We start from the raw sequence: 19,985 nt of genomic DNA, 5'->3' as shown, positions 1-19,985 counted from the left end.
CACAAAAACCTTTGAAGTCATTCAAAATCTTAAAAAATAAGATAGTAACTGATAAACCCGATTCAACTAAAGAAAATAAAGAGGTAGCCTTTGAATTTGAGAGCAATTCTAATTCTATCAAAAAAATATCAACTTGTATTACTGAGAATAAAATAAACCTCTTATGTATCAATAGGTTTGAAAACAAAAAAAATAAAGAGAGTAAATCTCTTTCTATGCCTGTAAATATTAGTGAACTTATAAATAAAATTAACGTTCCACTTTTATTAATGGGACAAAATAATTACACATCATAATAAAGATTAAAATATATGAAAGCACATACTAAAGAAACTCAAGCGACGATGACCCCTAAGAAATCTTTAGATTTCTTAAAGGAAGGAAATCAGAGATTTCAAGGTAATCTTAAAGCAAATCGTAACCTTTTAGAACAAGTAAACGATACTAGTGAAGGTCAATTTCCTTTTGCCACCATATTAAGTTGTATAGATTCTAGAGTGTCTGCCGAATTGGTCTTTGATCAAGGACTAGGAGATATTTTTAGCGTTAGAATAGCTGGTAACTTTGTAAACGAAGATATATTAGGTAGTATGGAATTTGGGTGTAAACTTGCCGGAACCAAACTAATTGTAGTTTTAGGCCACACAAGTTGTGGTGCCATCAAAGGTGCTTGTGACCATGCTAGATTGGGTAATTTAACTGCCTTGATCAACAAAATAGAACCCGCAGTAGACGCTGTAAAAGAACCTGCAGATGAAAGTTTAAGAAATTCTAAAAATTTAGATTTCGTAGATGAGGTTTCTGCTAAAAATGTAGAGATGACCATAGATAACATTAGAACTCAAAGTCCGGTTTTAGCTGAAATGGAAAGTAATGGAGAAATTATGATAGTAGGCGCTATGTACGATATTGCTACAGGTGCAGTTGAATTCTACAACTAAAAGATAAAATAGTAATCATAAAACCGGTGTTTTTACATCGGTTTTATAATACCTTAAAATCAATCAATTATTCGCAGCCAACGAATATTTTTTATTTAAAAAACGAGAAGAATCGGTTATCAAAAAATGCGATTCTATCTACTAAAATTGATTAATTTAATTGTATGAAGAATCTATTTTCAAATTTCAAAGGTGATTTGTTTGGCGGAATTACCGCAGGTATTGTTGCCTTACCATTGGCATTAGCTTTTGGCGTTAGCTCAGGATTGGGGCCGAGTGCCGGATTATATGGCGCAATTTTCATAAGTTTCTTCGCGGCACTTTTTGGCGGCACCAACACACAAATCTCTGGTCCTACTGCACCTATGACCGCAGTAAGTATGGTAGTAATAGCAGGTATCGTCGCCGCAAACGATGGCAGCTTAGATAAAGCATTGCCAGCTATTCTAGTAGTGTTCCTCTTAGCAGGTTTAATACAAATAAGTTTAGGCCTCTTAGGTATAGGTAAATACATAAGATACATTCCATACCCTGTAGTTTCCGGCTTTATGACTGCAATTGGAGTCATAATTTTAGTGACACAAATTTTACCTTCCATTGGCTATTACCCAAAAGAAGATGCCGAGTTTGTAAATATTTACAAGCCCATGGCAGAACAGATTATTTTAGAAAACTTTTTAAAAGAGGAAGCTGGCGAAGGAATTTTAGCTTTAAATGATTTTAAAGAAACAATTGCCAGAGCTGAAGATATTACCGAGGCAGATAAATTAAAAGAGGCGCAAACCTTAGCAAACTCTGAGGCTTCGGGAGTAATTGGTGCTATAAAAGTATTACCAAGAGCACTAAATAATATTAATTGGATAGAACTAATTCTTGCCCTATCTACAATCGCCATTATATATGGCTTCAAAAAAATTACTACGGCAATACCAAGCGCGTTGGTCGCCCTTATTATAGTGTCTAGTGTGGCTTACGGTTTTGGGTTGAATTATAGACCTATAGAAGAAATACCTAGTGATTTTCCGATGCCAAACCTGGGAATCTTTACAGCGTTTGATTTGAACTCCGTAACTCCGTACATTTTTACTGCACTTACTTTGGCATTACTTGGTGCTATAGATTCTTTACTAACATCTGTCGTTGCAGATAATATGACCAAAACCAAACATAAGCCCAACAAAGAATTGGTAGGGCAAGGCATAGGTAATAGTATTGCTGCAATATTTGGCGGTATACCGGGTGCCGGTGCTACCATACGTACGGTCGTGAATATTAATGCAGGTGGCAAAACCAAATTATCTGGAATGGTAGCAGGTATTCTTTTGCTTATTGTTCTTTTGGCCCTTGGACCTATTGCTTCAAAAATACCTGCTGCGGTTCTAGCAGGCATACTCGTTACTGTTGGTCTTGGTGTAATGGATTATAAAGGTCTTAAGGCTATACCAAGTTTACCAAAAGATTTGAGTATTGGTCCTCTAAAATTTAGTTCAGAAGTAGTAATCATGTTGGTGGTATTAGTACTTTCTTCTATTTGGAATTTAGTTTATGCCGTGGGTGTTGGTCTTGTCATTGCTTCTTTAATGTTTATGAAGAAAATGGGTGATTTAACCGCTAAACGTTCAGATGTAAAGTCATTGGAGAAAGAAGTGAATTGGCCAGATGAAGCCGCTTTTCCTTTAAGTCTACAAGAAGAAGTTTTTATAAAACACCTAAAAGGTCCTTTATTCTTTGGATCAACTAGTGAGTTTCAACATTTGGCTGACCAAATACCAGAAACCGCATCTACCGTAATCATTAGAATGGGCAGAATGGAATATATGGATCAATCTGGCTTATATACTTTAGAAGATGTATTGATCGGACTTAGAAAATCTGGTATTGATATACTGCTTGTTGATGTACTTAATCAGCCACGTTATATGATGGAGCGTGTAGGTGTAATTCCTGATTTAATTCCTGAACAATGCATTTTTAACACCTTTGATGAATGTTTGCTATGGGTAAAGTCTAATGTAAAAGATAAATTCCCTACTACATAGTCTATCAAAACCCTTAAAAACATATCATACGTGTTTTAAAAGTTTTAACTTTGCGGCTTTAATCAACATTCATGATTGATAAGATAAAAGAAGAAATTACTACAGTAGCATCGTTCACAGCTGACAACTTGGAAGCTGTTGAAACGTTCCGTATAAAGTATTTAGGTAAAAAAGGTATTTTTAACAGCTTCTTTGCGGAGTTTAAAAATGTACCTAACGAGCAGAAAAAAGAATTTGGTCAAACCGTAAACCAACTTAAAAATACTGTTACAGAAAAAGTAGATTCTTTAAAACAGGCTTTAGAAAGTAACCAAACCGATGAACAGGTATATGGAGATTTAACTAGACCTGGAAACCCTATTGAGTTAGGTTCACGTCATCCTATTTCTATAGTTAAGAATAAAATAATTGACATTTTCTCAAGAATTGGTTTCAACGTTTCTGAAGGTCCGGAGATTGAAGATGACTGGCACAATTTTACAGCATTGAACTTACCAGAGTATCATCCTGCAAGAGATATGCAAGATACTTTCTTTGTACAAACAGATCCAGATATCCTTTTACGTACGCATACCTCATCTGTACAAGTACGTTATATGGAAAACCACCAGCCTCCCATTCGTACAATATCTCCTGGTAGAGTATATAGAAACGAAGCAATTTCAGCAAGATCGCACTGCTTCTTTCACCAAGTAGAAGGCTTATATATTGATAAAGATGTTTCTTTTGCAGATTTAAAACAGACACTTCAATACTTTACTGCAGAGCTTTTTGGAAAATCTAAAATTAGATTAAGACCTTCTTACTTTCCATTCACAGAGCCTAGTGCAGAAGTTGATGTTTACTGGGGACTTGAAACAGAAACTGACTACAAAATTACTAAAGGTACTGGTTGGCTAGAAATCGGTGGTTGTGGCATGGTAGACCCAAATGTGCTTACAAATTGTGGTCTTGATCCTGAAATATATTCTGGCTTTGCTTTTGGTGTAGGTATTGATCGTATTGCAATGTTATTACATCAAATAACCGATATTCGTTTATTGAGCGAAAATGATCTACGCTTTTTGGAGCAATTTAAAAGTGCCCTTTAAAATCACTTTGTGAAAAAAGATATTGAAATACCTGTTGTTAAAGATGTTTACGTTGCCATTATTCGCGAATGGAACGAAGAATTCTTAGACAAAGATTGGAATGCTTATGTTATAAATGATAAAGATACCGCTATTGAAATGACCATGGTCGTTTCTAAAGGTTTTGACGATGATCGCAAAACATCTATCATGAGACATAATCTAGGTATAGTTGAACCAAAATCTTTTAAAAAAATTGAAGTGGTTCAAGAAGATGTTTTAACATTGAACAATGAGTTTTTTGTCACTTTCTTTGCAAATGGCACACTACACGACAAACGTTTTGTATTTGAAAAAAATACAGTGACCGAATCAAACCTAACGGTTGTTCCTTTAATTGATAAAGAGGGTATTTACGCAAAATAACCTATTCTTTTAGGTAGTTAATTTTCACTTCATTTTATAGTTCATCCATCTTATCTTAGAAATACTAAACGTTTTTCCATTTTAAATACCGTCAACAAAGAATTTTATTGAATTAAATTTCACATAGTTAGCTCATATATTTGCATCAATAACAGATCGTTAACAGCATTTAACAAAATTTAAGTTCTTTTAGTTTGTTTGTTACCGAACTAACTTTACCTTTGTATTTTGAATACATAATTTTATGAGTAAAGAAGAAACAAAAAATAAGTTAATTGAAGAGTTTGGTGTTCATTTTGAATCTGAATACGATCTACCTCCATTAGCTGCTAGAATCTTTGCGAATTTGGTTATTACAGAGGAAGAAGGCTTGACTTTTGAAGATTGTATTAATAAAAGAGGCGCTAGCAAAAGCTCTATTTCTACTTCTCTTAACCTTCTATTGCAAATGGATTTTGTCAAATATTTTACTAAATCCGGTGATCGTAAGCGTTATTTTAAAGTGGCGGAAAAGAATACTTTTTTTATAAAAAAGCTTAATCGTTCTTTAAAAAAATTAGAAAGAGAAAGTGAAATGTTACGTAAAATTACCGCATATAACGAACAATACCGTCCCGAGAAGCATGAAGAAAATAAAACTAAAATTACTGTTTACGGTTCTTGTATAGCTAATATGACAAAAGACTTAAAAACAACTATTGCTGAGCTTAAAAGACAACAGCAACAAGATTAATTTTTTTATATCAGCTTGGTTCGTTTTATACCGAACATTCTGAATTAACAAAACCTTAACAACCATTTAAAAATAAACTGTTAAAGAAAATCCGATGAAAAGAATTACAATTATAACATTATTTATATCCACTTTAGTTCTAAGCTCATGCTTTGGCACTTCCGAAACAAATAATTCAGCTACTACACAGACACCACCTCCAAGTTTAGAAGTAAAAGAGCTTACCCAAAAAGATATTACTATTTACAATGAATTTGCAACTACTCTAGAAGGTGTTCAAAATGTAGAAATATGGCCTAAAGTTCCTGGTTTTGTCCAAGACATATATGTAGAAGAGGGTCAAAAGATTAAAAAGGGACAATTATTGTTCAAATTAGAAACACAAACTTTAAATCAAGACGCCAATGCTGCGAAAGCAGCAATAAATGTTGCTCAAGTAGAAGTAGATAAACTTAAGCCACTTGTAGAAAAAGATATAATCAGTAGCGTACAACTTGAAACGGCAAAAGCACAATTAGAACAAGCCAAAGCTAATTACCAAAGTGTAGCTTCTAACATTGGCTATTCTAAAATTACCAGTCCGGTAGATGGTTATATCGGGGAGATTCCATTTCAGAAAGGTGCCTTAGTTAGTTCTACTATGTCAAGTCCTTTAACCACAGTTTCTGATATTAGTTCTGTTAGAGCCTATTTTTCTTTAAGTGAAAAAGAAGCTTTGAATTTTAAGAGCACCATACCTACAAATGCCGATCATCAATTAGATTTAAGTAAGGCTCCTGAAGTAAAATTGGAGATGATCAACGGTAAAGATTATACAGAACCTGGTAAAATTGCCATGATCAATACTATTATCAACAGTACTACTGGAAGTGTAACCGCTAGAGCAGATTTTGAAAATAAAAACAGTCTTTTAAGTAGTGGTAGTACCGGTAAAATTAAAATACCGACCACATATGACCACGCCTATGAAGTGCCACAGGATGCTACCATAGACCTACAAGGTAAAAAATTGGTATATGTATTAAAAGATAATAATACCGTAACCACAATGCCTATTAATATAGCCGGTCATACCCAAAAAGGATTTATCGTTACAAACGGAATAGAACAAGGTACCAAAATTGTTATTGAAGGGGTTACCAAAATTAAAGATGGAATGACCATTAATCCTGTATTGTAAAACTCAATCTATACATCATACATTAAATAAAAGATAATGTTTCAAAAATTTATAGATCGACCCGTACTATCCACGGTGATATCGATCATCATCGCTATTTTAGGTATTTTAGGCCTATCATCATTACCTATAGAACAATATCCAGAAATTGCACCTCCAACCGTACAGGTTACCGCTACATATACCGGTGCAAATGCTGAAACTATTCTTAAAAGTGTAATTGTACCATTAGAAGAAGAAATAAACGGTGTTGAGGGTATGACCTATATGACCTCAACTGCTAGTAATGACGGGGCAGCCGTAATTAGTGTTTATTTTAAATTAGGCACTGACCCAGATATTGCTGCGGTAAATGTTCAAAATAGAGTTGCAAGGGCTAACAACGTTTTACCTAGCGCAGTTATAGCTACAGGAGTTATTACCGAAAAGACACAAACTAGTGCATTAATGTTCTTTTCACTTTTCTCTGAGAACGATAATTATGATGCCACTTTTGTTGAGAATTATGCCAACATAAATATAGTACCAAAACTGCAACGTATTGAAGGTGTTGGTTCTGTAAACGTTATTGGAGCAAGAGATTATTCTATGCGCGTTTGGTTAAAGCCAGATAAAATGGCTGCCTATAAACTCATGCCTTCTGATATTCAAAATGCATTGAACGAACAGAACGTAGAAGCGGCAACCGGTAAAATTGGTGAAAACGCAGATGGTATTTATGAGTATGTATTAAAGTATAAAGGACGTTTATCCGAAGTATCGGAGTATGAAAATATCATTATCAAAGCACAGGATAACGGTTCTTACCTACGTTTAAAAGATGTTGCAGAAATAGAGCTTGGAGCTTTCAACTACAGCACAAAAAACGAAGGTATGGGTAACCCAGGTACCGTAGTAGGTATTTTTCAAACATCGGGTTCCAACGCCAATGAAATTATATCTCAAATTCAAGATATACTTAAAGAAAGTAAAGAAGATTTTCCAAAAGGTATGGATTACATCATACCATACAATACAAAAGATTTCTTAGATGCATCTATTGAACATGTGGTACAAACACTAATAGAGGCTTTTTTACTAGTGTTCGTAGTAGTATTTGTATTCTTACAAGATTTTAGATCTACTTTAATTCCGGCAATTGCAGTTCCTGTTGCCATTGTAGGTACTTTTTTCTTCCTTCAACTCTTTGGTTATTCCATTAACATGTTAACGTTATTTGCAATGATCCTTGCTATCGGTATTGTGGTAGATGATGCTATTGTTGTTGTAGAGGCAGTACATGCGAAATTAGAAGACGGCGTAGACAATGCCAAGACCGCTACCAAATCTGCCATGTCAGAAATATCAGTTGCCATTATCTCTATTACCTTGGTCATGTCTGCAGTATTTATACCGGTATCATTTATTAGTGGTTCCTCTGGTGTATTTTACCAACAATTTGGTATTACGTTGGCCATTGCTATTTTAATTTCTGCAGTTAACGCACTTACTTTAAGTCCAGCTTTAGCAGCGTTATTATTAAAGCCGCATAAGGAGCATGACGAAAACAAAAAAAGAAGTATAAAAGACCGATTTTTTACAGCATTCAATACCGGTTTTGATGCCATAACGGATAAATACATCGGATCGGTAAAAATATTGGCGCATAAAAAGTGGATTACAGTTGCTGTTCTAGTTTTATTTACTGCCATTGCCGTTGTCCTCTTTAAAAGCACTCCTTCCGGTTTTATACCTAACGAAGATCAAGGTATTATTTTTGCCGATATGACCTTAGCCCCTGGTACTACATTAGAAAAAACACAGGAAACGGTTAAGAAAATGGATTCTATTTATGAGTCTATGGATATTGTTAAAGCAAGAATGAATATTGCAGGTAGAAGTTTATTGAACAACGTAAACGGTGGTTCTTATGGTTTCTCTGTTATTAAACTACAAGATTTTGATGATAGAAAAGGGGAAAATGAGAGCGTAAACGCTACCATTGGTGCATTATTTGCTAAAGCAGCTACCATAAAAGATGCTAATATTTTATTCTTTGCACCACCTGCAATTAGAGGTTTTGGTAACTCGGCCGGTTTCGAAGTAAACCTACAAAGTAAAAATGCAGATGATTGGCTTACTGTTAGTAAAACTACTAACGAGTTATTAGCCGCGTTAAATGCAAGACCTGAGATTAAATACGCTATTACCCAATTTAATCCCAACTTTCCTCAATATCAATTGGAAGTTGATATTGAAAAAGTTAAATCTGCCGGCTTAAGCGCAACAGAAATATTTAATGCCATGCAAGGATACTATGGCGGATTATATACTACAGATTTCAACAAATTTGGTAAACAGTATCGTGTCATGATACAAGCAAAACCAGAGGACCGCGCAAATGAAGAATCCTTGAATTCCGTTTTTGTGACCAATGCCAATGGTGAATCTGTATCTATTTCTCAATTTGTTTCTCTTAAAAAAATATATGGTCCTGAGGTAGTTAGTAGATTTAACTTACTTAGTTCTGTAAAAATTAATGGAGCATTAAACCCAGGTTATAGTACGGGTGATGCAATTGCTGCGGTAGAAGAAGTTACCGCACAAACCTTACCAAATAGTTACACCTATGAATACTCTGGCTTAACAAGAGAAGAAAACAGTGCAGGTAGCCAAACTATTATCATCTTTATTCTAAGTTTAGTATTCGTATACTTTTTGTTAAGTGCACAGTACGAATCTTATGTGCTACCATTATCTATTTTATTATCCCTACCTATTGGTATTGCAGGAGCTATTGGCTTTATTAATATAACCGGACTAGAAAACAATATCTATTTCCAAATTGCATTAATCATGCTTATTGGTCTTCTTTCTAAAAATGCCATTCTTATCGTTGAGTTTGCTTTACAGCGTAGAAAACATGGCATGTCTATTATAGATTCTGCTATTGATGGTGCAAAAGCCCGTTTAAGACCAATTTTAATGACCTCGTTTGCATTTATATTCGGATTAATGCCATTAGCACTGTCATCAGGTATTGGTGCTGTAGGTAACAGATCTATTGGTATGAGTGCCGTAGGTGGTATGCTTATAGGTACCATATTTGGTGTATTCGTTATACCCGCACTCTACGTAATTTTTCAAACATTACAAGAGCGTATTACAGGTGCGCCACAAGAATTGATCGAAGAATCTAAGAACTAAGAAGCCATGAAAATATTAGTAAAATATAAATTTATACTCGTAGCTACGCTACCGCTTTTATTACAGTCATGCTTTGTTGCCAAAAATTATGAGCAACCTAAAGTAGAGACCGATAGCCTATATAGAACCGATAATTTACCTAAGGATAGTATTTCATTTGCATCGGTATCCTATACCGATCTGTTTACGGACCCATACCTTAAAAAGCATATTGAAAAAGGTTTGGTGAATAATCTTGATATTCGCATTGCTCTACAAAGTATTGCTGCCGCAAAAGCATATGTAAAACAGGGCAAGGCAGGATATTTACCTACTTTTAATGGTTCGGCTACTGCAACAAGAGTGGCTAAAAACAGTGAAAATGGGCAATTTGGAAGTATATTCTCTAACCCATATAATCAATTTGAAACTAGCGCCACACTTTCTTGGGAAGCTGATATATGGGGCAAGATTAGAAGCTCAAAACGCTCTTATGATGCCAGTTACTTACAAACTGTAGCTGCACATAAAGCTGTGAAAACAGATTTAATAGCAGAAATTGCAACTACTTATTATCAGATCCTGGCTTTAGACGAACAAATATCGGTAACCAAGGAAACGATTAAAAACCGTGAAAAGAGCCTTGAAGCAATTATAGCTTTAAAAGAATCTGGGCAAGAAAATCAAGTAGGTGTAGACCAAACTGCCGCACAGTTATACAGCGCACAAACGCAGCTTTTAGATTTAAAAAACACCTTATACCAAACGGAAAACACCTTAAGTATACTTATTGGCGAAACTCCACAAAAGCATGAACGAAGCACTATAGCTGAACAAAACTTAGATGCGGATATGAAATTAGGTGTACCTGCTTTGGTTCTACGTAATAGACCAGATGTTTTACAAGCCGAGTTTGATATGAGATATCATTTTGAACTTACTAATGTAGCAAAAAGTAATTTTTACCCTTCTATTACCTTGACCGCCGAGGCCGGTCTACAAAGTTTAGAGGTAAACAACTGGTTTGACTCCGGTTCTATTTTTGCGAATTTTATAGGCGGATTAACTCAACCTATTTTTAATGGTAGACAAATTAGAACTGCATACGAAGTTGCACAAGCACAACAGGAAGAAGCATATTTAATGTTCAAAAAGACCATCTTAAATGCAGGTCAAGAAGTATCTAATGCTTTATATGATTACAATATTTCTGTTGAAAAAGAGGCTTATATTACAAAACAAGTAGTTGCCTTAAGACGAGCAGAATCAAACTCCCAAGAATTGCTGAATAGTGGGTATTTAACTTATTTAGACTTACTGACTGCAAGGGAAAATGCCCTGAACGCAGAGCTTAGTTTGGTGAGCAATAAATTTAATCAACTATCTGCAACGGTAGAGTTTTATAGATCTCTAGGTGGTGGTTGGCAATAATCATTGCTCAACCTATATATAATTAAAACTCCGAAATTTTGTTTATGACTTAATTTCGGAGTTTTCTATTTAAGAATACTACCAAGTACAAAACGCATTTTTGCTTAATTGCGAGTTATAGTATTTTACCTCGCCGGTAACTTCAACACCTAACCATTCGGGCATTTCAAATTCTTCATGTTCGTCTTTCAGCTCTACTTCAGCTATAGTCAACCCGGTATTATCGCCAAAAAATTCATCTACCTCAAAAACGTGATTACCAATAACGATTTCATACCTGTATTTATCCAGTATTCCCTTTTCACATAACTTTAAAAGACTTTCTGCCTCCATAACGGAAATTTCCCTTTCCCATTCAAACCTAGAAGTACCCGATGCGTTAGATTTTCCTTTTACGGTAATAAATCCTGTATCGCCCTTTATTCTTACCCTTACTGTCCTATTAGGGTCTGTATTTAAAAAACCTTGAACAATTCGTGTTTTAGACCTTGCCTCAGATTTGTAATCATCGGATTTTACTAAAAACTTACGCTCTATTTCTATCATATGAATGGTTAAAACTACTATCCAAAAACTAAGATAAGTCTTAAATTTGCTTATGCCCAATGAAATGCCTCTTCGAAAAATTATTCATGTTGATATGGATGCTTTTTATGCGTCTGTAGAAGAATTGGATAACCCAGATTTAAAAGGGAAACCCTTGGCTGTGGGCGGTAGTGAAAAAAGAGGTGTAGTTTCCGCTGCTAACTATGAAGCCCGTAAGTTTGGTGTACGCAGTGCCATGAGCGGATTTCAAGCCAAAAAGAACTGTCCGCACTTAACCTTTGTAAAACCTCGTTTTGAACGGTACAAAGAAATTTCCAAACAAATACGATCTATTTTCTTTGAGTATACAGATTTGGTAGAACCGCTATCACTAGATGAAGCTTACTTGGATGTTACCATTAACAAAAAAGGGAATCCTTCCGCTACTATGCTGGCCACCGAAATACGAAAACGCATATTAGAAAAAACAGGCTTAAATGCATCCGCAGGTATTTCTATTAATAAATTTATTGCCAAAGTTGCCAGCGATATCAATAAACCCAATGGACAAAAAACAGTAAATCCAGAAGAGGTAATCCCTTTCTTGGAAGAATTAGATATACGTAAGTTTTACGGTGTGGGTAAAGTCACTGCTGAAAAAATGTACAAGCTGGGTATTTTCACAGGGAATGACTTAAAAAACAAATCAATAGAATTTCTTGCAGAAAATTTTGGCAAAAGCGGACCTTACTATTATCATGTCGTTCGTGGCATTCACAATAGCGAAGTAAAACCACACCGCATACCTAAATCTGTTGGTGCAGAGCGTACCTTCAATGAAAACCTAAGCAGCGAAGTTTTTATGCTTGAACGACTGGAACATATAGCTCAAGAACTAGAAAGAAGATTGACAAAATCTAAGGTAGCAGGCAAAACTATTACGCTCAAAATAAAATACAGCGATTTTACCTTAAACACAAGGAGTAAAACAATGCCCTACTTTATTGCTGACAAAGACCTTATTTTAGAAACTGCAAAAGACCTTTTGTATCAAGAAGAGTTACAAAACTCGGTTAGACTTCTAGGAATATCTTTATCTAACTTAAATACAGAAGATAAGAAAACTAAAAAAGTTGACGATAGATCAATTTTAGTGCAATTAAAATTCGATTTCTAAATATTCAACGTTCATTTTCACTATTTAAACTAATAATCTAAAGTGTTAACAAAAATTAACGGCAATTACTTGTACAGCAGAATTAGCTAGAATAGTTTTGTTCACTTAAATGAAAAAAGGTTTTTTAAAATTTCTTCTTTCTATCTGTATATTACTTTCTGGTATATACAGTCCTCTATTTGCTAACAACAACATAGAGGGTACTTCTTTTCATACAATTCACCAATATACCCATTCATTAGATAACAGTTCAGAATCGGTTGTTGACCATAATGCAACTCTTAAAGGCACCCTCAATAATATAGATAAGGTTCTAGAAATTGAAGCTGTAGAAATTGAGGAAGAAGAAAGCGAACAAACTTTCTTTAAAAAAGATTCTGAGCGCCAGCAAGCCTCTATTTCATTTTACTTATTATCAATATTATTCTTATTCAGTTATTTTACAAATAGCAATTCACTACCCAAGCTATTTAATTTTCTACCCATAGCAAATAGGCGCTTTGTCCTATATCAGGTATTTCGTATTTAAAATTTCTTTTGGTCAAGATAGTATTTTGACCTGACATCATTTTTTAGTTAACAGCCCATTTAGATTCATTAATCTACTTGCCCTAAAATTTGTATGTCTCCGCATTTTTAATTTTCATTTTTCCAATCAATTAAATATACATTTTATGACCAAGAGAATACTCCTGATCACTAGCGCATGCATCATATTCATTGCGGCAAGCTGTAATTCCAAAAAAGAAAAAAAAGAGGAACACACAAAGTTTCTTATAACTAGCCCCATTAAAAAAGACACATCGATAACTAAAGATTATGTGTGTCAAATAAATTCCTTTAAACACATTGAGCTAAGAGCCCTAGAGAAAGGATATTTGAAGGAAATTCACGTAGACGAAGGACAATTAGTGAAAAAAGGGCAAAAAATGTTCAATATCATGCCTAATATCTACGAAGCAGATTTACAAAAAGCAAAAGCTGAAGCTAAAGTTGCCGAAATAGAATTGCAAAATACTCAGCTTTTAACAGATGGTAATGTTGTTTCTAAAAATGAACTAGCCATGGCAAAAGCTAATTTTGATAAAGCCAATGCAGAAGTTTCATTAGCACAAACACATTTAGGCTTCACGAACATACGCGCTCCTTTTGATGGTATCATGGATCACCTACACGCAAGAGAAGGTAGTCTTTTAGATGAAGGTGAACTATTGACCACATTGTCAGACAACTCTAAAATGTGGGTGTATTTTAATGTTCCAGAAGCTGAATATTTAGACTACATCATAAGCACCGATAAAGATGATAAAAAAGAGGTGCAGCTCTTAATGGCGAACAATAAGAAATTCAACCAAAAAGGAATCGTAGAAACCATTGAGGGAGAATTTAATAATGAAACCGGTAACATTGCTTTTAGAGCAACTTTCCCTAATCCTAATCAAATTCTTAGGCACGGAGAAACTGGTAGTGTTCTTATGACCATACCCTTTAAAGATGCTTTGATCATCCCTCAAAAAGCAACTTTTGAAATATTGAACAAGCGTTATGTTTTTGTTTTAGACCAAGATGATGTTGTGCACCAAACTGAAATAGATGTCGCTGCAGAGCTTCCTCACCTTTTTGTTATTAGCAAAGGACTTCAACCAAAAGACAGAATATTGGTTGATGGAATTCGTATGGTCAAAAACAACGAAAAGATAGAAACTGTATTTGCTGAACCAAACGAGGTGATGTCAAAATTGGCTGTTTACGCCGAGTAATCTAAAAACAAAAAAACATGTTCAGTAAGTTTATAAAAAGACCGGTATTGGCTATTGTCATATCGGTGATAATAGTATTTGTAGGGTTGCTCTCTATAAAGCAATTGCCTATTTCACAGTTCCCAGATATTGCGCCAACAACGGTCAATATCTTTATTGCATACCCGGGTTCTAGTGCAGATGTTTTAGTAAAATCTACACTTATACCATTAGAAACCGCTATAAACGGTGTTCAAGGTATGCGCTACATAGCATCAGATGCTACCAGTGCCGGTGAAGGTACACTCCGTATTATTTTTGAACCTGGCACAGACCCTAATCAAGCGGTGGTCAGGGTTAAAACAAGAGTAGATCAAGTAATGCCTTTGTTACCAGAGTTGGTACAAAGAGAAGGTGTCATCATTACTCCCGTACAACCAAGTATGTTAATGTACGTAAACCTTTACAGTGACAATAGTGATGACCACGAGCTGTTTCTCTACAACTATGCATACACTAAAATGATTCCTGAAATTCAGCGAATAGATGGTATTGCAAGTGCTCAAATTTTAGGTAGCCGTAAATATGCCATGCGTGTTTGGTTAAAACCAGATCGTATGCGTGCTTACAATGTATCTGCCGAAGAAATTTTAGAAGCCATGGAAGAGCAAAGTATATTGGCACGCCCTGGTAGAATTGGGCAAAGCTCAGGTAAAACATCACAATCATTAGAATATGTGCTACTCTACCAAGACAGGTATGATGAACCACAACAATATAAAGACATAATTCTAAAGGCAAACCCTGAAGGTGAAATTTTGACTTTAGGTGATGTTGCCGATGTAGAATTAGGAAGTGAATTTTTCGATATCTATTCTAATCTAGATGGTAAGCCTTCTGCCTCTATTGTTTTGAAACAAACTTTTGGCAGTAATGCCAGTGATGTAATTGCCGAGGTAAAGGATAAACTGGCAGAGTTAAAATCTGAGTTGCCTAGCGGCATGGATTATAAAATTAGTTATGATGTATCTAATTTCTTAAATGCATCTATAGAACAAGTAATACATACGTTAAGAGATGCATTTATATTAGTTGCCATTGTGGTATTCTTATTTTTAGGTGATTGGCGTTCTACTTTAATCCCCATTATTGCAGTACCTGTCTCCTTAATTGGCGCATTTTTTATTATGCAGTTGTTTGGGCTTTCCATAAACCTTATTACTCTTTTTGCTCTGGTACTCGCCATTGGTATTGTGGTCGATGATGCCATTGTGGTGGTTGAAGCGGTACATGCCAAAATGGAAGAAACACACTTGGGTCCATATGAAGCAGTAAAATTAGTGGTGAATGAAATAGGTGGCGCAATTATCGCCATTACTTTAGTTATGGTTTCTGTATTCGTACCTATTGCATTCATGTCTGGACCTGTTGGTGTTTTCTACAGACAATTTTCCATAACCATGGCGGGTTCTATTATTCTATCAGCCATTGTAGCGTTGACATTGACACCAGTGCTTTGTGCCATGATTCTTAAAAACAATCACGGTAAAGAACGTAAAAAATCTCCTATCGATAAATTCATAGATTGGTTCAATAGAGGATTCGAAAAACTTACGGGTAGGTATGTTAAAATACTTAATAAGATTGTCGCCAGAAGGGTGCTTACTTTTGGTATTCTAGCTGCTTTCTGTGTTGGTATATTCTTTACCAATGAAACCTTACCTGCAGGGTTTATACCTAACGAAGATCAAGGTATGATCTATGCCATTATTCAGACTCCGCCTGGTTCAACACTAGAGCGTACAAACGATGTGGCTAGAAAACTACAAATAATCTGTGAGGAAACAGACGGTGTTGAATCGGTTTCTTCTTTAGCAGGCTATGAAATTATGACCGAGGGTCGTGGATCCAATGCCGGTACTGTTTTAATTAACTTAAAGCCCTGGGGAGACCGCCATCATTCGGTTCACGAAATCATGGAAGAGCTTGAGGAGGAAACAAAAGACCTAGGTGCCGTCATTGAATATTTTGAACCGCCTGCCGTCCCTGGTTTCGGTTCTTCAGGTGGATTTTCCATGCGTCTTTTAGATAAAACCGACGGAACGGATTATCACGAGTTTGAAAAGATAAACAACGAATTCATGGAAGCTTTATCTAATCGTGATGAGCTTACCGGGTTATTTACTTTCTACTCTGCCAACTATCCGCAGTACGAGTTAAAAATCAATAATAAAATTGCCATGCAAAAAGGGGTTTCCATAGATAAAGCCATGGAAAACCTAAATATTCTTATTGGTAGTACTTACGAGCAAGGTTTTATCCGTTTTGGTAGATTCTTTAAAGTCTATACTCAAGCAGCTCCAGAATACAGAGCTTTACCTTCAGATTTAGAGAAGCTATTCGTGAAAAACGAAGAGGGTGAAATGGTGCCATATTCTGCATTTATGTCAATGGAGAAAAAACTTGGACCTAACGAAATTACCAGATACAACCTTTACAATTCTGCCTCTATTAGAGGGTTGCCGGCTGCCGGGTATACTAGTGGTGATGCCATTAACGCTATTAACGAAGTGGCAGAACAAACATTGCCAAGAGGTTTTGATGTCGCTTGGGAAGGATTGTCTTATGACGAAGCTCAAAGAGGAAATGAATCTATTTACATTTTCTTGGTGGTTTTAATTTTCGTGTACTTCGTGCTTGCTGCGCAGTATGAGAGTTTTCTACTTCCACTTGCCATTATTCTATCCTTACCTATTGGTGTGCTAGGTTCTTTCTTTATGCTTAAAACTATGGGACTTGCCAATGATGTATATGCACAAATAGGACTTATTATGTTGGTAGGTCTTCTAGGTAAAAATGGCGTGCTTATAGTGGAGTTTGCCGTACAAAAACGACGACAAGGCAGCACTATTCTAGAATCTGCCATTGAAGGGGCAAAAGTGCGTTTTAGACCTATTTTAATGACCTCATTTGCATTTATTGCCGGTCTTATACCTTTAGTAATCGCACATGGTGCAGGGGCAATCGCCAACAAAACTATTGGTAGTTCGGCTATGGGAGGTATGCTTATGGGAACCTTAATTGGGGTCCTTATCATTCCCGGCTTGTATTACATTTTTGCTAAAATGGCAGATGGTCGCGGACTTATAAAAGGAGAGTCTAACGAGCCTATTTCTGAAGAATTTGTACGTATAAGCGAAGGAGAAAGCAAAACACGACAAAAGCTCCGTGAGATAAAACAAATGATTAAAAAACTAACCAAAAAAGAAGACAATGATTAAAGTTATAAAACCCATGAAGCATGGAAAAATACTTTTCGTGCTTCTAGTACAAATAGGCTTTTTCTATTCTTGCGTACCCACAAAGGAATTGAAAAAGGTTAATAGAAATCTGCCAGATAATTATGCACAACATTTGGCAGATACTACCAATAGTGCGCAATTAAAATGGAAAGATTTCTTTAAAGACGAAAATCTTACCAAGCTAATTGATACCGCCTTGGCAAATAATCAAGAACTACGCATAATGATGCAACAGATAGATGTTGCCCAAAACGAGGTGAAAGCTAGAAAAGGAGAATACCTACCTTTTGTAAATTATGGTGCAGGTGCCGAAATTGAAAAAGTAGGTGAATATACACGTGATGGTGCTGTAGAGCAAAATCTGGATATTAAAGATGGTGAAGAATTTCCTGAACCTTTAACAGATTACTCCGCCGGACTTTTTGCCACCTGGGAACTTGATGTTTGGAAGAAGCTTCGCAACTCTAAAAAGGCTGCCACACTGGAATATTTATCTACCATTGAAGGTAAAAACTTTATGGTAACAAGATTAATTGCAGAGATAGCCGATTCTTATTACGAGTTGATTGCCTTAGACAATCAACTGGCAATTATTGAGCAAAATTTAGAGCTACAGGGCAATGCCCTTAAAATGGTACGATTGCAAAAAGAAGCTGCGCGTGCTACAGAGCTAGCCGTTAGAAGGTTTGAAGCAGAGGTATTAAAAAACCAAAGCCACAAATTTGAGGTACAACAAGAAATTGTTGAAACCGAAAATAAGCTCAATTTTTTAATTGGTAGACAGCCACAACATATTGCCCGTAATTCAGACGCATTCATAGATACACAAATGGACACTGTCTATGCCGGTTTACCTTCGCAGTTGCTTTTAAACAGACCAGATATCAGACAAGCGGAATTTGAGCTGGAAGCTGCCAAGTTAAATATCAAAGTAGCAAGAGCTAATTTTTATCCGTCTATAGGGTTAAAAGCCGGTATTGGTCTACAGGCATTTAAAGCAAAATATCTGACAGAAACACCCGAATCACTTTTATACAGTGCAGTTGGGGATATTGTTGGTCCATTAATCAATAGAAATGCCATTAAAGCGGCATACAACACAGCAAATTCAAAACAAGTTCAAGCAGTATATGAATATGAAAAAGCTATTTTGGGCGGATATATAGAAGTGGTAAATCAGCTTTCTAAAATGAAAAACCTTCAACAGAGCTATAATCTGAAAGAAAATCAGGTGAAGGCATTAACAGAATCTATCGACTTATCCACACGGTTATTTCAATCGGCTAGAATTGAATATATAGAAGTATTGCTCACCCAACGCGAAGCTTTAGAATCTAAAATGGAATTGGTAGAAACCAAAAAAGACCAACTTATGGCTCGGGTAAATATTTACCAAGCTTTAGGCGGAGGATGGAATTGACCAGATTTCAAGTAATAAAACTTCATTTTTTGACCCTAACAGGTATACATACTGTTAGGGTTTTTTATTGTTTTGACATTTTTTTTGTTAAAAAAAGCATGTTAGTGTTCAACATTTCCAATTACTTTTTAAAGTATAAGTAACGAAGACTTAAACATTTATGCTAATCATACCTTAAAATTTTAATCATGACGGGTAAATTTTTAGCTTTATCACTAATTGCTATGAAAAATAAAATTTAATTATCTCTCTAAACTACACATAATGATAGATTTAAAAGATTATGATAATGCCGTAATCAAGTTTAGAAAAAGTTTAAACTACAATTTATTACCCGTTCTTTCTTGGGACTTTTATGCTCCTAATTACGAAGTAATAAAACAAACGGAAGAAGATTCGGTGGCGCTTTTACGATTAGTTTCCGACAATTCTTGGAATTTTGATACTAATATCTTAGATACCAAATTAAAATCTGATAAGAATATCGTGGTCGTAACAGATGCTCAACTAAACATTGTTTTTGCGACCAAAAACATGTGGAATATGAGTCAATATTACCCAGAAGAAATAATAGGTAAAAGTCCTAAAATGTTTCAAGGTGAATTAACCTCAACTTCTAGTCTAAAAATTGTTTCTGATGCCGTTAAAAAAAGGGAACCTTTTGAGGTCACTGTGATCAACTACAGAAAAGATGGATCTACCTATAACTGCTGGATTCAAGGCCTGCCTGTTTTTGACAATAAAGGTGAAGTCGTTAATTTTATTGCGTTTGAAAAAGAAGTTGCCTAAACATATAGTTAAGCTATAAAAAAAGGGTCGCTAATTAGCGACCCTTTT

16 protein-coding genes are annotated in these 19,985 nt (G+C 35.4%); 15 read left to right on the top strand and 1 reads right to left on the bottom strand.

Translation table 11 applies throughout. The annotated features are described in order from the left end of the window. From ABJI11_RS01270 to ABJI11_RS01230, 9 genes are all read left to right on the top strand, one after another. A partial coding sequence (locus tag ABJI11_RS01270; RefSeq protein WP_348348735.1) for a hypothetical protein occupies window positions 1–296 on the top strand: 296 nt, incomplete at its 5' end. A 15-nt stretch (window positions 297–311) separates the two neighbouring features. Continuing rightward, window positions 312–941 carry a carbonic anhydrase family protein gene (locus tag ABJI11_RS01265; RefSeq protein WP_348348734.1) on the top strand — a complete coding sequence of 210 codons (630 nt, stop codon included), beginning with the start codon at window positions 312–314 and terminating at the stop codon, window positions 939–941. 164 nt (window positions 942–1,105) lie between these two features. After that, window positions 1,106–2,980 (top strand): SulP family inorganic anion transporter, encoded by a 1,875-nt coding sequence (locus ABJI11_RS01260; protein WP_348348732.1) that lies wholly within the window; start codon window positions 1,106–1,108, stop codon window positions 2,978–2,980. A gap of 71 nt (window positions 2,981–3,051) precedes the next feature. After that, window positions 3,052–4,071, top strand: a complete 1,020-nt coding sequence (pheS, locus tag ABJI11_RS01255; protein ID WP_348348730.1) for a phenylalanine--tRNA ligase subunit alpha — start codon at window positions 3,052–3,054, stop codon at window positions 4,069–4,071. A 9-nt stretch (window positions 4,072–4,080) separates the two neighbouring features. Continuing rightward, window positions 4,081–4,476, top strand: coding sequence for a hypothetical protein (locus ABJI11_RS01250; RefSeq protein ID WP_348348728.1), 396 nt, complete (start codon window positions 4,081–4,083; stop codon window positions 4,474–4,476). A gap of 244 nt (window positions 4,477–4,720) precedes the next feature. Beyond that, entirely contained in the window at window positions 4,721–5,209 is a 489-nt protein-coding gene (locus tag ABJI11_RS01245) for a transcriptional regulator (protein ID WP_348348726.1), read from the top strand. Window positions 5,210–5,303: 94 nt separating this feature from the next. Continuing rightward, window positions 5,304–6,389 carry an efflux RND transporter periplasmic adaptor subunit gene (locus tag ABJI11_RS01240; protein WP_348348724.1) on the top strand — a complete coding sequence of 362 codons (1,086 nt, stop codon included), beginning with the start codon at window positions 5,304–5,306 and terminating at the stop codon, window positions 6,387–6,389. A gap of 36 nt (window positions 6,390–6,425) precedes the next feature. Continuing rightward, on the top strand, window positions 6,426–9,575 hold the full coding sequence (locus ABJI11_RS01235; protein ID WP_348348722.1) for an efflux RND transporter permease subunit: 3,150 nt from the start codon (window positions 6,426–6,428) through the stop codon (window positions 9,573–9,575). A 6-nt stretch (window positions 9,576–9,581) separates the two neighbouring features. After that, window positions 9,582–10,985, top strand: a complete 1,404-nt coding sequence (locus ABJI11_RS01230; protein WP_348348720.1) for a TolC family protein — start codon at window positions 9,582–9,584, stop codon at window positions 10,983–10,985. A 78-nt stretch (window positions 10,986–11,063) separates the two neighbouring features. Here ABJI11_RS01230 and ABJI11_RS01225 read toward each other — a convergent pair whose 3' ends face one another. Next, a complete protein-coding gene (locus ABJI11_RS01225) occupies window positions 11,064–11,531 on the bottom strand; it encodes a CYTH domain-containing protein (RefSeq protein WP_348348718.1) in 468 nt (155 codons plus the stop codon). Between the two features lie 52 nt (window positions 11,532–11,583). Between ABJI11_RS01225 and dinB the strand changes: the two genes are divergently transcribed. The 6 genes from dinB to ABJI11_RS01195 all read left to right on the top strand — a co-directional run bounded on the left by dinB (window position 11,584) and on the right by ABJI11_RS01195 (window position 19,937). Next, a complete protein-coding gene (gene dinB, locus ABJI11_RS01220) occupies window positions 11,584–12,687 on the top strand; it encodes a DNA polymerase IV (RefSeq protein WP_348348716.1) in 1,104 nt (367 codons plus the stop codon). 109 nt (window positions 12,688–12,796) lie between these two features. Beyond that, on the top strand, window positions 12,797–13,216 hold the full coding sequence (locus ABJI11_RS01215; protein ID WP_348348714.1) for a hypothetical protein: 420 nt from the start codon (window positions 12,797–12,799) through the stop codon (window positions 13,214–13,216). A 145-nt stretch (window positions 13,217–13,361) separates the two neighbouring features. Then, entirely contained in the window at window positions 13,362–14,447 is a 1,086-nt protein-coding gene (locus tag ABJI11_RS01210) for an efflux RND transporter periplasmic adaptor subunit (RefSeq protein WP_348348712.1), read from the top strand. 17 nt (window positions 14,448–14,464) lie between these two features. Then, complete coding sequence (locus tag ABJI11_RS01205) at window positions 14,465–17,707, top strand: efflux RND transporter permease subunit (protein WP_348348711.1); 3,243 nt, start codon at window positions 14,465–14,467, stop codon at window positions 17,705–17,707. Beyond that, window positions 17,700–19,148 carry a TolC family protein gene (locus tag ABJI11_RS01200; RefSeq protein WP_348348710.1) on the top strand — a complete coding sequence of 483 codons (1,449 nt, stop codon included), beginning with the start codon at window positions 17,700–17,702 and terminating at the stop codon, window positions 19,146–19,148. Before ABJI11_RS01205 ends, ABJI11_RS01200 begins: the two co-directional genes overlap by 8 nt. Before the next feature lie 264 nt (window positions 19,149–19,412). Then, window positions 19,413–19,937 (top strand): PAS domain-containing protein, encoded by a 525-nt coding sequence (locus ABJI11_RS01195; RefSeq protein ID WP_348348709.1) that lies wholly within the window; start codon window positions 19,413–19,415, stop codon window positions 19,935–19,937. Window positions 19,938–19,985: the final 48 nt, after the last annotated feature.

It is taken from the genome of Maribacter sp. (assembly GCF_039968975.1).
In the GTDB taxonomy this organism is placed as follows: domain Bacteria; phylum Bacteroidota; class Bacteroidia; order Flavobacteriales; family Flavobacteriaceae; genus Maribacter.
The sequence above is the reverse complement of the archived record's forward strand: the minus strand, read 5'-3'. Positions and strand labels throughout refer to the sequence as shown.

Coding starts and splice junctions, on each gene's coding strand:
- ABJI11_RS01265 (WP_348348734.1), top strand. CDS start 312: ATGAAAGCACATACTAAAGAAACTCAAGCGACGATGACCCCTAAGAAA.
- ABJI11_RS01260 (WP_348348732.1), top strand. CDS start 1,106: ATGAAGAATCTATTTTCAAATTTCAAAGGTGATTTGTTTGGCGGAATT.
- pheS (WP_348348730.1), top strand. CDS start 3,052: ATGATTGATAAGATAAAAGAAGAAATTACTACAGTAGCATCGTTCACA.
- ABJI11_RS01245 (WP_348348726.1), top strand. CDS start 4,721: ATGAGTAAAGAAGAAACAAAAAATAAGTTAATTGAAGAGTTTGGTGTT.
- ABJI11_RS01240 (WP_348348724.1), top strand. CDS start 5,304: ATGAAAAGAATTACAATTATAACATTATTTATATCCACTTTAGTTCTA.
- ABJI11_RS01235 (WP_348348722.1), top strand. CDS start 6,426: ATGTTTCAAAAATTTATAGATCGACCCGTACTATCCACGGTGATATCG.
- ABJI11_RS01230 (WP_348348720.1), top strand. CDS start 9,582: ATGAAAATATTAGTAAAATATAAATTTATACTCGTAGCTACGCTACCG.
- ABJI11_RS01225 (WP_348348718.1), bottom strand. CDS start 11,531: ATGATAGAAATAGAGCGTAAGTTTTTAGTAAAATCCGATGATTACAAA.
- dinB (WP_348348716.1), top strand. CDS start 11,584: ATGCCCAATGAAATGCCTCTTCGAAAAATTATTCATGTTGATATGGAT.
- ABJI11_RS01215 (WP_348348714.1), top strand. CDS start 12,797: ATGAAAAAAGGTTTTTTAAAATTTCTTCTTTCTATCTGTATATTACTT.
- ABJI11_RS01210 (WP_348348712.1), top strand. CDS start 13,362: ATGACCAAGAGAATACTCCTGATCACTAGCGCATGCATCATATTCATT.
- ABJI11_RS01205 (WP_348348711.1), top strand. CDS start 14,465: ATGTTCAGTAAGTTTATAAAAAGACCGGTATTGGCTATTGTCATATCG.
- ABJI11_RS01200 (WP_348348710.1), top strand. CDS start 17,700: ATGATTAAAGTTATAAAACCCATGAAGCATGGAAAAATACTTTTCGTG.
- ABJI11_RS01195 (WP_348348709.1), top strand. CDS start 19,413: ATGATAGATTTAAAAGATTATGATAATGCCGTAATCAAGTTTAGAAAA.